General features: G+C 53.6%; 9 protein-coding genes. 7 read left to right on the top strand and 2 right to left on the bottom strand.

The annotated features are described in order from the left end of the window. Window positions 1–116 precede the first annotated feature (116 nt). From MKX51_RS17115 to MKX51_RS17090, 6 genes are all read left to right on the top strand, one after another. On the top strand, window positions 117–1,715 hold the full coding sequence (locus MKX51_RS17115) for a response regulator transcription factor (protein ID WP_340993249.1): 1,599 nt from the start codon (window positions 117–119) through the stop codon (window positions 1,713–1,715). Between the two features lie 21 nt (window positions 1,716–1,736). Then, complete coding sequence (locus tag MKX51_RS17110) at window positions 1,737–3,506, top strand: cache domain-containing sensor histidine kinase (protein ID WP_340993248.1); 1,770 nt, start codon at window positions 1,737–1,739, stop codon at window positions 3,504–3,506. Between the two features lie 37 nt (window positions 3,507–3,543). Beyond that, on the top strand, window positions 3,544–4,869 hold the full coding sequence (locus tag MKX51_RS17105; RefSeq protein ID WP_340993247.1) for an ABC transporter substrate-binding protein: 1,326 nt from the start codon (window positions 3,544–3,546) through the stop codon (window positions 4,867–4,869). Between the two features lie 240 nt (window positions 4,870–5,109). Then, a complete protein-coding gene (locus MKX51_RS17100) occupies window positions 5,110–6,462 on the top strand; it encodes an ABC transporter substrate-binding protein (protein WP_340940166.1) in 1,353 nt (450 codons plus the stop codon). Window positions 6,463–6,544: 82 nt separating this feature from the next. Then, window positions 6,545–7,483 carry a carbohydrate ABC transporter permease gene (locus MKX51_RS17095; protein ID WP_340940167.1) on the top strand — a complete coding sequence of 313 codons (939 nt, stop codon included), beginning with the start codon at window positions 6,545–6,547 and terminating at the stop codon, window positions 7,481–7,483. Between the two features lie 7 nt (window positions 7,484–7,490). Further along, window positions 7,491–8,321 carry a carbohydrate ABC transporter permease gene (locus MKX51_RS17090; protein ID WP_042141275.1) on the top strand — a complete coding sequence of 277 codons (831 nt, stop codon included), beginning with the start codon at window positions 7,491–7,493 and terminating at the stop codon, window positions 8,319–8,321. A 44-nt stretch (window positions 8,322–8,365) separates the two neighbouring features. Here MKX51_RS17090 and MKX51_RS17085 read toward each other — a convergent pair whose 3' ends face one another. Further along, on the bottom strand, window positions 8,366–9,352 hold the full coding sequence (locus MKX51_RS17085; protein ID WP_340940168.1) for an AraC family transcriptional regulator: 987 nt from the start codon (window positions 9,350–9,352) through the stop codon (window positions 8,366–8,368). Window positions 9,353–9,528: 176 nt separating this feature from the next. Between MKX51_RS17085 and MKX51_RS17080 the strand changes: the two genes are divergently transcribed. Beyond that, window positions 9,529–11,646 carry a glycoside hydrolase family 52 protein gene (locus MKX51_RS17080; protein WP_340993246.1) on the top strand — a complete coding sequence of 706 codons (2,118 nt, stop codon included), beginning with the start codon at window positions 9,529–9,531 and terminating at the stop codon, window positions 11,644–11,646. Between the two features lie 264 nt (window positions 11,647–11,910). Here the strand turns inward: MKX51_RS17080 and MKX51_RS17075 are convergent, their stop codons facing one another. Next, window positions 11,911–13,017 carry a glycoside hydrolase family 88 protein gene (locus MKX51_RS17075; protein ID WP_340993245.1) on the bottom strand — a complete coding sequence of 369 codons (1,107 nt, stop codon included), beginning with the start codon at window positions 13,015–13,017 and terminating at the stop codon, window positions 11,911–11,913. Window positions 13,018–13,041 lie beyond the last annotated feature (24 nt).

Raw genomic sequence — 13,041 nt, 5'->3', positions numbered from 1 at the left:
TGCCGGAGGTGTCATGATACAGTATAATTGGATGAATCTCTTCAATAATGAATACAGACTGAAACGGCCGCAATCCTGTAATAATATATCAATGACAACCATGCGGAGGTGCAGCAATGAACAGAACCATACGGGTGCTGCTCGCGGACGACGAGCCGGTTATTCTGCGCGGGCTGAAGAAGCTCATAGCCTGGGAGAGCCTCGGGCTTGATATAGTAGGGGAAGCTTGTGACGGGATAGAGCTGAAGGCGATGATCGACAGCTGTCATCCCGATCTGATTATCAGTGACATCAGTATGCCGGGTTATTCGGGTATAGATATTATCCGTGAAATTCATCATTCCGGGCGTCCGATCAAGGTGGTCTTTATCAGCGCCTATCAGGAATTTACTTATGCCCGGCAAGCGGTACAATACGGGGCGCTGGATTATCTGGTCAAGCCGGTGAATACGGGCCAGCTGGAGCAGGTAGTGATCCGCGCAGCTATGGTAATCCGCCAGGAATCCGAGGAAGAGCGCAACAAGGAAATGCTCAAGTCCTATGAGCGGAAGAACCTGTCTGTTACGGTGGAGGAGCAGCTGGAGCAGCTGACCGATGGCAATAAGGCGGCGGCAGCTACGCTTGCCCGGATGGGCAACACGGCAATTACCCGCTATGCCAGCGTGTGTGTCATTGAGACGGATGAATACGGCGGCCAGCCTTCACGCTGGGAGGAACGGGAACGCAAGCTGGTGGAGTTCGCTTTGCTGAATATCATCAAGGAGACAGTGGACAGCAGGGGCAACGGGTATGTGTTCCGAAAAGGAGAGCGTTTCGGGGTGCTGCTCCAGCATGAGCATCTGAATGAACCGCAGCAATTAATGGAGGATCTGCATCACAAAATCAACAGCTTTCTGAAGCTGCAGGTCTCAATAGGCATCGGCCGCCCGGCCAGCGGCATTGAAGAGGCGGCGGATTCTTACCAGTCTGCACTGAAAGCGCTAAGATTCAGATATTTCGCCGGATTGAACCGGGTAATTCCCTATCCCGAAGAGTCATTGGAGGCTGCTGTACCTGTATCTGCACTTGCTGCCATCCAGAGTAGCCTGCCGGAAGCGCTCAAATCACTCGACAAGGAGCGGCTAACGGCATTAACGGGCGAGCTGCTGAAGACCGTGCGGCTGCTCTCTGGAGAAAGCCGGAACCAGGCGGTGTCCTATGTGTATAATGCCGTGATCCAGCTTGAACAGGATATGGCTGACTTCGGCGCGGATGCGGGGCTGTTGAATCAGGGAGAGAAGCCGCTGCTGGAAAAGCTGGCGGATGCCCCGACCTTCGGCACACTGCAGCAGGAATTTGAAGCGGTCCTGTCCAAAATGTCTGAGCAGCTGATCTGCCGGATCTCCAGCAAGGAAATGCCGCAGCTTGCGCAGGTGAAAACCTATGTGGAGGAGCATTATGCCGAGAATATTACGCTGGAGTCCATAGCCGCCATGGTGTATATGAATCCTTATTATTTCAGCAGCTTCTTCAAGAAGCATACCGGCCAGAACTTCAAGAATTATGTTACTGAAGTGCGGATGGGTCATGCCCAGCGGCTGCTGCTGCAGAGTGATCTGATGGTCTACGAGATTGCCGACCGGGTCGGCTACAACAACGCGCGGCATTTCAGCGACATGTTCAAGAAGCAATTCGGCAAGCTGCCGCAGGAATACAAGCAATCGGCCAGGAGCTAAGCGGATTGGGGGGATCATAGAGTGATAAGACGATGGCCTGTGCCGGTCTGGGGACGGGGACCGAAGAGTATTTTTGTTAAATTTTCTGCATCCTTCCTGCTGGTCGGGCTGATTCCGCTGTTTGCGCTGAGCTTCTTCTCCGTACAGACCTTCTCGGGCTATGTGGAGCGGTATACCACCAGCAATCTGCAGCAAATGGTGCTCTATATGAGCTATAATCTGAATTCAGCGTTCAATCAGTATAATGAAGTATCCAAATTAATGTATACAGGGCGTTATGAAGGGTTCATCGAGAGCTATTCGCAGAATCAGACACAGAATGTGAATGAGCTGGAGAGAATCAACACCATTCCGATAGAATCCTTCCTGAAGACGATTCTGTTCAGTGATTCTTATATATCCAGTGTCCAGTTTATCCGCCAGTCTGACGGTAAGCTGTATGTTCAGGAGCGCGGCAACCGGTCGCTGAATATGGAGACGGTTCCGAATGCGGAGTGGCTGTCCGCCATGGCAGTTGATCCTGCGAAGGTGGCTATTTTCCCGACCCATCAGGACAGTTATTTCTATGGCTCGGACCGCCGGGTGTTCACGATCGGGCGCAGCCTGATTGATACCTCCGGGCGCGTGACCAAAGATCCCAAGGTAGTCGGAACGCTTTTCCTCGATATTGATACCTCGTTATTCCAGCAGTTCTTCCGTGAGCTGAGTCTCGGGGAGAAGGATGAGCTGTACCTGCTGGACGGAGAGGGTCGGACGTATTTCAGCAACCAGCCTGCCGGTGCGGCTGGAGCTGGAGCTGCTGAGCTAACTAACAATGAGATGATTGTGCTCAGTGAGCCGATCCCTTTTTTGAATGGTCAGGTTATCGCCAAAATCCACCGTGGCAACCTGTTCGAGCAGCTGCTGTCGGCCCGGGCAACGGTATATATCGCTATCGGCATGTGTGCCTTTGTGATGATTGTAATGGGGGCCTGGTTCTCCAGACGTCTCGCCGCTCCCATCCGGGAGCTGATCCGGCAGATGGCCGTGGTGGAATCGGGCAAGCTGGATATCCAGCTCTCCGTGAACAGCAATGATGAGATGGGCAGGCTGGCCCACGGATTCAACCGGATGGTGGAACGGCTGCAGGTCTACATTGATGAGGCCTATGTGGCCCAGATCAAGCAGAAGCAGACCGAGCTGAATGCACTGAAGAGTCAGATCCGGCCCCATTACCTGTACAACACCCTTGAGGTGATCCGGATGAACGCGGTGGATAAGGAAGCAGGCGAGGTGGCGGATATGATTCTGGCGTTATCCAATGAGCTGAAGTATGTCATTGATTACGGGGAAGACCGTGTAAGCCTTGCCAGCGAGCTCGCCCATCTGCAGAATTACTTCTATATCATTTCTGTGCGGTATGAGAACCGCTTCGAGCTGCATCTGGATATTGCCCAAGATGTTAACCTGGACTGGCCCATCCTGAAGCTGTCCCTGCAGCCGATGGTGGAGAATGCAGTTCAGCATGGGCTGCGGGGGCAGGGAAAAGGAACCGTCGGCATTACGGTTGAACGGAGAGAGCAAGTGCTGGCGATAACGATATATGACGATGGCGTGGGGATGAGCAGGGAGACGCTGTCCCGCATGAATAAGATTCTGGAAGACCCGGAGGCTCCAAGCAAGAATGTCGGCATGAAAAATGTGCATGAGCGTATCCGCTCCAGCTTCGGGGAGGGGTATGGCCTGTCTGTGAACAGCAGAGAGCATGTCGGGACCTCTATTACGCTGACATTCCCGGTTATCACAGAATGAGGAGGTCACAGGGGTGCAAATGCCGAGGATATCAGCTATGAAAATAACAATAGTGTCGCTTGCGGCCGCGCTGATCCTGTCCGGCTGTGGAGGCAAAACGGGATCAGGCGGAATCGGCGGGAGCCAGGCGGCCAATCAGGAGAGCCACCCGGATACAGCCCGGAGCGGTAAAATAAGCTTTACTATAGGGTATGCCTCCGGTGATCCGGCGACGAAGCAGGCTATCGGGGGTACCATTAAGGCCTTCATGCAGGCGAATCCGGACATAATCGTCCAGGATGTCAGTGAGACAAGCTCCTCTGCTTATTTGGACTGGCTAAAGGTTAAGGATGCCGTGGGCGAGTTCCCCGATCTGGTAGAGATGAGGGATACCGAGGCCTTCGCTGGTGCGGAAAAGATCGTTCCGCTCCCCGATGAGCTGGCGGAATTGTTCGATCACCCGCCGCAGATCGGCGGCAAGGTGTGGAATGCCCCGCTGTTTGTCTCTGCCCCGCAGGGCATTATTTATAGTAAGAAAGCTTATGCCGAGGCAGGCATTAAGACGCTTCCGGCAACCTACGGGGAGTTTCTGGAGATCCAGAACAGACTGCGGGCAAGCGGGATCACTCCGCTCGTTGTAGGCGGCAAGGATATTTTTCATATGGGCTTCTGGGTTAATAAATTTCTGATAGATGAGGTATATGCCGCCGATCCCGGCTGGAACGCGAAGCGGACGGCCGGTGAGGTTAGCTTCGCCGATGAGAATGTAGTCCGGGCCATGACTGATTTCAAACAGCTGTTCAGGAATGATGTGGATACAGGCTGGCTGGGCACAGGGGATAACCAGACGGCATCGATTCTGGTATCCGGCAAGGCGGCCCAGCTGTTCTCCGGCTCCTGGATGTTCTCACAGATCCAGGAAGCCGATCCGGGCTTCGAATTCGGCTTCTATGCTGTGCCGGACCGTCAAGGGAAGCTGAATGTGGTCGGTCTGCAGTCGCCCTCCGGCTGGTCGCTGTCTGCCCAGGCGGCCAAGGAGCCGCTCAAAAAGCAGGCAATCGAAGACTTCATCCGCTTCTTTTTCTCACCGGAGCCTTACGGCGCATTCCTGAGCCGGATTCATTCGGTTCCTTCGACCAGGCAGGAGTTCAGGCGGGAAGCCGGTGAACAGATGCAGGTGGTGCTTGATCTGATGGCTGATCCCGCTGTTACCAAATCCCTGATGATCAACAACTGGTGGGGAGAGAACCTGATTCCTCCGCAGTTCCGTAACTGGTTCTACAAGCTGCTGCAGGAAATGGTTGTTAAGGACGGGAATGTACTGGAATATATGAAGCGGGCCGATACTGAATATGACAGACAGGTAGCGGAATACTGGCAGTGACATTACCCTATAGCCCGCGCAAGAACGGAGGTCAGCGGACCTTCGTTTTTTTCTGTGAATATAAGAAGTTACATGTTGCACATCTTCTTAAATTTACCGCACCTCCCTCTTAAATTAGTTCATTCTAACCCTGAGGGCTGAATGCTATTCTTGGAGCATAAGGAAACGCTTACGGGCGATGATGCGCACATCGGGCCGCCAGCTTCCGGGCTGTATACCCAAGGGGAGGTTACTCAAGATATGAAGAACACCATTACGAAATTATCCGTCATGCTGCTCGCAGCAACCACTGTACTCACCGCATGCGGCGGAAATAACAATAACAAGGCCAGCGGCGGCAATGCAGCCGCGACTGAAGCTCCGGCAGGGAATGCTGCAGCTACTGATTCTGCGAAGAAGGACGTCAGCTTCACCATCGGTTATGCGTCAGGTGACCCGGCGACCAAGAAAGCCATAGCCGATACCGTTAAGAAATTCATGGAAGCGAATCCTAACGTCACCATCAAAGACTTAAGTGAAACCTCATCGGCGGCTTATCTGGACTGGCTGAAGACGAAGGATGCGGTTGGAGAATTCCCGGATCTGGTGGAAATGCGTGACACCCAGGTATTCGCAGATGCCGGCAAAATTGTAGAGCTTCCAGCCGATCTGCTGGATCTGTTCGAATCGCCGCCGCAGGTGGACGGCAAAGTATGGAACGCTCCCATGCAGGTCAACGCACCACAAGGGATCATTTACAGCAAAAAAGCCTACGCGGACGCCGGGATCACCGAGCTTCCCAAGACCTATGACGAGTTCATTGCCATCCAGGAAAAATTGAAAACAACAGGTATCTCCCCGCTGGTAGTAGGCGGTAAGGATATCTTCCATATGGGCTTCTGGGTCAATAAATTCCTGATTGACGATGTCTACAGCAAAGACCCGGACTGGAACGCCAAGCGTACGGCTAAGACCGTCAGCTTCGCAGATCCTGCTGTAGTTCAGGCCATGACTGATTTCAAAGAGCTGTTCAAGAACTATGTGGACAAAGGCTGGCTGAGCACCGCAGATAATCAGACCGCTTCGATTCTGGTATCCGGCAAAGCCGCACAGCTGTATTCCGGCACCTGGATGTTTACCCAGATTGCTGAAGCTGATCCAGGCTTCGAATTCGGCTTCTACGCGATCCCGGACCGCGAAGGTAAAGTAAATGTCATCGGTCTGCCGTCACCGGCCGGCTGGTCGTTATCCGCGGATGCCGCTAAGGATGCCGATAAGACGGCAGCGATCAAAGACTTCATCCGCTTCTTCTTTGAACCGGAACAGTACTCGGTCTATCTGGCTTCGATCAATGCCATTCCTTCCACCAAAGAGAAAGTAACCTATGAGACCAGCGAGCAAATGCAGGTTGCACTTGATCTCATTGCCGACACGAACGTAACCAAATCTCTGGCCATCAACAACTGGTGGGGCGATAACCTGATTCCTCCGCAATTCCGCAACTGGTACTATAAGCTGCTCCAGGATATGGTAGTGAACGATGCGGACGTCACGGAATATATGAAGAAGGCCGATACCGAATATGACAATCAGGTCAAAGCCAATTCACTGTAAATAAAAGCGCCGGAAGGGAACCTCTGCTCCGGCAGCGGTTCCCTTATTTGAACAAGCGCGTCCCAGGGAGGGGAGAGGAACCATGGCTACATCCATCGTGAATACAGACAAGTCATTGATAGCCGCAGAGAAGCCGGGGAAGAAAAAGAAAAGATGGCAGTCCTACGCGCTGTTGTTCATCCTGCCGTCATTCCTTTTATACACACTGTTTGTCATTGTCCCTACAGCAGGCAGCGTCTACCTAAGCTTCACATCATGGGACGGGATTAGCAGCGATATCCGGTATATCGGATTCGCCAATTTCGTCGAGATCTTCCAGAGTCCGCGGGTGCAGAACGCATTGAAGAACACTTTAGTTATGACAATTACACTGGTACTGCTTGAGAACATTGCTGCAATCGCCATGGCCTTAATGGTCGACAAGGTACGCTGGTTCCGCAATTTATTCAGAAGTATCTTCTATTTCCCGACCCTGCTCAGCGGGATCGTCATGGGCTTTGTCTGGGCCATGATCCTGAATTACAACTTCGGCGTGTTTAACCAGATCCTGACCTCCGTCGGTTTAGGCGACTATATCGTGGACTGGCTGGGTAATCCGAAATACGCTATGCTGTCGATTATTCTGTCAACGGTCTGGAAAGGCGCGGGTTATTATATGATCATTTATCTGGCCGGACTGCAGGGCATTCCGCAGGAGCTTAATGAAGCGGCCAGCATTGACGGTGCAGGCGGCTGGCAGCAGTTCCGGCATATTACGTTCCCGCTGCTTGCGGGTTCGATGACTGTGTGCATGGTGCTCTCTATGATCAGTGCGCTGAAGATATTTGACCAGATTGCCGTAATGACCGACGGCGGCCCGGGCTTTGAGACAGAGACATTAACTTATATTATCTACAAAGTAGGCTTCGGGGAGCTGAGACAAGGCTTCGGCACTGCTCTGGCCATGGTCCTGTTCCTGATTATTCTCATCATTACGGTCATCCAGGTTAAATTCCTGCAGAAACGGGAGGTGCAGCTCTAAGATGACGATGCAGACCAAGCGGAGAATCACTGAAATTGTCCTGTTTGTCATAACGCTCCTGGTAGCGGTTATCTTTTTCTTCCCGATTTTCTTTAATCTGATGTCCGCATTCAAAAGCAATGCCGAGATTATGCGCGATGCGGTTGCTTTTCCGAAGACACTGTATTTAGACAGCTTCAAATATCTGCTTACGGAGACCGAATTTCCGCGTGCGATCCTTAACAGCCTGATTCTGACCGTTGTGGCGATTGTCGCCCAGGTGCTGATTATTCCGATGGCAGGTTACGCGATAGAGCGCCGAAATGCCCGCTGGACGCGGCTGGTCTTCATCTATTTCCTGGCCGGGATGATGATTCCGTTCCAGGCGTATATGATTCCGCTGTTCAAAGAGCTGAGAATACTCGGCCTGTACGGCAGTCTGGCGGGACCTATCATGATCTATGTCGCCGGTGCCGTAGGCTTCGGATGCCTGCTCTATACCAGCTTCGTCAAAGGTATTCCACGGGAGATTGAAGAGGCCGCAGAAATTGACGGGTGCTCCCGCTACGGGATTTTCTGGAGGATCGTCTTCCCGCTGCTCGGGCCGGTTACGGCAAGTATGGTGGTGCTGAACGGTCTGGGGATCTGGAATGACTTCCTGATGCCGATGCTGGTTCTGCCTTCAGGCCAGGCTAAGACAATGGTTGTAGAAATCTACCGGTATATCGGGGAATTCTCCTCGCGCTGGGATATGATTTTTGCCGGAACCGCCATGTCGGTCGTGCCTGTGCTGATCGTGTTTATCTTCCTGCAGAAGTATTTCGTTAAGGGGATTGCGTCAGGGGCCACCAAGGGGTAAGAGGTGTGTGTCTTCTGGGGGAGAATAAAAAACTCCGCAGGCCATTATATAATGGTTTGCGGAGTTTTTGTTATAATTCCCTGCGCAGTAGCGGATAACGCATTGCCGTCTGTCTTCCCCGGTTCCTCCGTAAGCTGACGGTAGCCCATGGGCGGCAGGCCGGTCCAGCGCTTGAACTGCTTGCTGAAATGGGAGACATCACGGTAGCCGAGCCTGTAGGCGATACTCTCCACGGACAGGCTGTTATCCAGCAGGAGCAGCTTGGCATGGCGGATAATCAGGTCAGAGAGATACTGCCTCGGGGGCAGTCCGTAGATTTGCCGGAAGGCGCGGTTACAGTGACTCGGGCTATAGCCAAGCCTTGCGGCTATGTCTTCGATGCTTCCGCCCCGGCTGCCGGTTGCCGCAGCGGTGAATACGGATTCCTGCAGCAGTCCTTCAATGGCATTCGCCAGGGCAACGGTTTTCTCCGTAACGCCCGGCAGGGTGCTTCGGGCAGGGGAGGGCAATGCAGCCAGCACCCAGCTGCTGAGTGCGGTGAACAGCTGCAGCGAAGCATTGAGCGTCACCAGCCGGCCCCGCTGGGTATCGCTGGCATCAGGGAGGATCGTCGAGCTGATAATTGCATCGAGCGAAGAACGGATCGCCTGCAGCTCTGGAGTGTCACCGCTTAGGCTGACAGTGTCCATCGTCATCAGGGAACGGCGCAGGACCAGATCATCAATGTCGAAATGCAGGCAATAATAGGTCATCTCATCCTCTGAAACCGTACCCAGACTGGAATGCAGGACACTTGGGCGGATGAACAGAATGTCGCCGCTGTGCTGGATGTAAGACTGCCCGCCTACGGTCATTTGCTGCGAACCCTGCAGGACGATATTGATCTCGAACATCGGATGGGTGTGTGCCGGATATTGCCACTCCCTGTTCACCTTGCGCCAGTGGGCAGCGAATATATGGAAGGCAGCCTGTATATCCGGGGACATCCGGCCGTCCATGGAATGCTGTGTACCGGGTTCTAAAACGTTCATACGCATGCCTCTTTTTCACTAAAAGTTGGCTTTATTATAACATAGGCTGCCGCGTCCGATTGATTTGTCCAAAAAATTGGCCGCTTTACGCCTGTTACATAAGCCGGGCCGGCGCTAACATAGAGCTATGATCCCGGTAGTGCCGGGACACAGTCTGGAGGGAGTGCATTTACGTTATGCCGACAAATCCGTTTTTCAATGCCCATCATTCACCGATTGGTTCTTTTTCCAGCTTCACTCTGGGGTTCAAGGGAGCGTCCGGCGGTTTCGATCTGGAAGCGGGTAAGCCGCCGAGACAGAACGTATATATTGGCCTGGAACGTAAGGACGGCCGCGGCTTCGATACCTTGCCTTTCCATGAGCAGGGCAGTGACGATGAGAGCAAGCGCTATGACATCGAGAACCCGGACCCGAGCCCGGATAAGCCGCAGATACTGTTTCACTTCGGGGAAGACGAGATTACGCGCGATTTCCGGCTTACCGCCGACAGCTGGCAGGCAGGCGATCTGACCTTCCGCATTCTGTCACCAGTGCGGCCGGTGCCGGACCCGGAGACGGCCTCGGATGCAGAGCTGAAGGAAGTGCTGTTGCCAGCCGTGCTGGTAGAGCTTGAAGTCGATAACACAGCGGGCAGCTCTGCGCGCCGTGCTTTCTTCGGCTTCCAGGGGAATGACCCGTATAGCGCCCTTAGAAGATTCGATGGAGGCAAGGAGGATCTGACCGGTGTCGGCCAGGGCCGATTCCTGGCGATCGCCGCTGAACAGGGAAGCGTCAAGTCCGCCATGCACTTCACTATGGAGGATATCCTCACTGCGGAGCTGGAGGAGAACTGGACCTTCGGACTGGGTCAAGTGGGTGCACTTGTCATGGATGTGCCTGCGGGTGAACGGAAGGTCTACCGCTTCGCAGTCTGCTTCCACCGGTCGGGCTATGTGACCTCGGGGATGGATGCCAGTTATTACTATAACCGTTATTACAGCAATGTAGAGGCGGTAGCGGAATATGCGCTGTCCCATTTCGATCAGCTGAAGCAGCAGGCCATGCAGGCTAATTCCATGCTGGAAGGAACAGGGCTCAGCGAAGATCAGACCTTCATGCTTGCTCACGCCATCCGCAGCTATTACGGCTCCACCGAACTCTTGGAGTACAAAGGCCAGCCATTCTGGGTCGTCAACGAAGGCGAATACCGGATGATGAACACCTTCGACCTTACGGTAGACCAGCTGTTCTACGAGCTGAAGATGAACCCGTGGACCGTACGCAATGAGCTGGATATGTTCGTGGACCGGTTCAGTTATGTGGACACCGTCCGTTTCCCGGGAGATAGCACCGAATATCCGGGCGGGCTTAGCTTCACGCATGATATGGGAGTAGCCAACGCCGTGTCGCGTCCGGGGTATTCCTCCTATGAGCTGTACGGCATTGACGGCTGCTTCTCGCATATGACCCACGAGCAATTGGTCAACTGGATTCTCACTGCAGCAACCTATGTGGAGCACACGGGCGACCGCAGCTGGATGGAGCGCAATCTGACGGTACTGGAGAGCTGCCTGCAAAGTATGCTCAACCGGGATCATCCGGACCCGGCGAAACGCAACGGTGTGATGGCGCTCGACAGCTCACGGACCATGGGCGGTGCGGAGATTACTACGTACGACAGTCTGGATGTGTCACTGGGCCAGGCGCGAAACAATATTTATCTGGCGGGTAAGTGCTGGGCAGCATATTTGGCGATGGAGAAGATTTTCCGCGATAACGGCAATACGGAGCTGTCACAGACTGCCGGCAGACAGGCCGAGCTCTGCGCAGCAACCATCGTGGGCAGTGTTACCGAAGGCGGCTATATCCCGGCAGTAATCGGAGAAGGCAATGACTCGAAGATTATTCCGGCGATTGAAGGCCTCGTGTTCCCTTACTTCACCGGCTGCAAGGAAGCTCTGGAGCGCGGGGGGCGGTTCGGTGAATATATCGGGGCACTTGACACTCATCTGAAGGCTGTGCTTGTGGAGGGAGTCTGCCTGTTCGAAGACGGTGGCTGGAAAATCTCCTCCACCAGCAACAACAGCTGGCTGAGCAAGATTTATCTGTGTCAGTTCATCGCCAGACAAATTCTCGGTCTGGAGTGGGGGGACAAGGGCCATGCAGCCGATTCGGCACATGTAAGCTGGCTTACGCATCCGCAGCTCTCGGTCTGGAGCTGGAGCGACCAGATTATCTCTGGCGAGATCACCGGCAGCAAATATTATCCGCGCGGTGTGACGGCTATTCTGTGGCTGGATGAGCAGCGGGGATAAGCATTCGTACACCGCATAAGCGGGGGAACGTGTTAAACATTATAAGTGCTGCATGTATTACAACTTTGAATCCGAATAGTTGTGTATTCTTGAAGATTGTTGCATGAAATGCAGGAGTCCTACCTGCAAATCTTTGAGCTTTTAAGAATCATATGTTTAAAAAAACAAACAGCGAATCTCCCATGGCGGGGGTTCGCTGTTTGTATTATGCGCGAATCCCCAAGGATAAGGAGGCCCGCTGTTTGTTGTTATGCCATAACCAGACTAGAAAATACGATGCTTCCAGCCGTTCAGCTTAGCGACAGCTTCGACATAGTAATAGTCACCGTAGATCAGCGATACATCGATGAAGGAGTCACCGCTGCCTGCACCATGGAGCAGAATCGCCTCATGCTCCGGCTGGTCCCAGGTAGCATAGTTCTCGGTCAGTGAACGCAGAATCCGCTCTGCGGCATTAGCGTAGAGGCTTTTCTCGCCAAGCGGCACGATGTCAGCCAGCTCCAGTAAGCCTGATGCCGCGATGGATGCAGCGGAGCTGTCTCTGAACATCCGCTTGTCGTCTGCCAGCCGGAAGTCCCAGTAAGGCACATGATCCTCCGGAAGGGCAGAGATGAAATAATGGGCAATCCGCTTCGAAGTATTTAGGAAACGTTCATCTCCGGTGTGGCGGTAAGTATTAATGAAGCCGTACAGTCCCCAGGCAGCCCCCCGGCTCCAGCAGGATTCCGCGGAATAGCCCTGACCGCCGAAATTCTCGATATATGCGCCAGTCTCGGCATCGAAGGAGAGGATATGCTTGGTCGATCCATCCTCCCGTACACCATACTGCATCGCAGTCTCCGCATGGCTGACCGCAATATGTCTATAGCGCGGATCGCCAGTCACCTTGCTTGCCCAGAACAGGAGGGAGATGTTCAGCATGCAGTCGATAATCACCCAGCCATGTTTGTCCTCATTCCAGGCGCGGATGAACCTGCCAACCGGATTATAGCGTGCGGCCAGGAAATTAGCGGCCTCAAGTCCCCGGCGCAAGCCATCCTCATCCCCGGTCAGAACGTTCTTGATTACGGCTGTAGCCAGGAACTGAAAACCAACATCATGATGCAGCTCCACGGTCGGCTTAACGAACCATTGCTCCAGCGCCTCATCCCAGGGCCAGGCTGCATCCTTATAGTGGTCCTTGCCGGTCATATCATGCATAATCCATAGCATCCCCGGCCAGAAGCCGGTTGTCCACCAGTCGGAGGCGATATCATCGAACTTACCGTCTTCTCCGGCGAAATGCGGACATTTCCCGCCGATCTGCTCGATCATCCGCGTAACCTTCGTATCCAGCCGGTTCATAACTTCCTGCCAATATGCTGTACTCATCACTGATGCCTCCAATAATTAGAA

Origin of the sequence: Paenibacillus sp. FSL M7-0420 (assembly GCF_038002345.1) — a bacterium.
Taxonomy (GTDB): domain Bacteria; phylum Bacillota; class Bacilli; order Paenibacillales; family Paenibacillaceae; genus Paenibacillus_AQ.
Note: the sequence above shows the minus strand (reverse complement) of the source record. Positions and strands in the feature narration are given on the sequence as shown.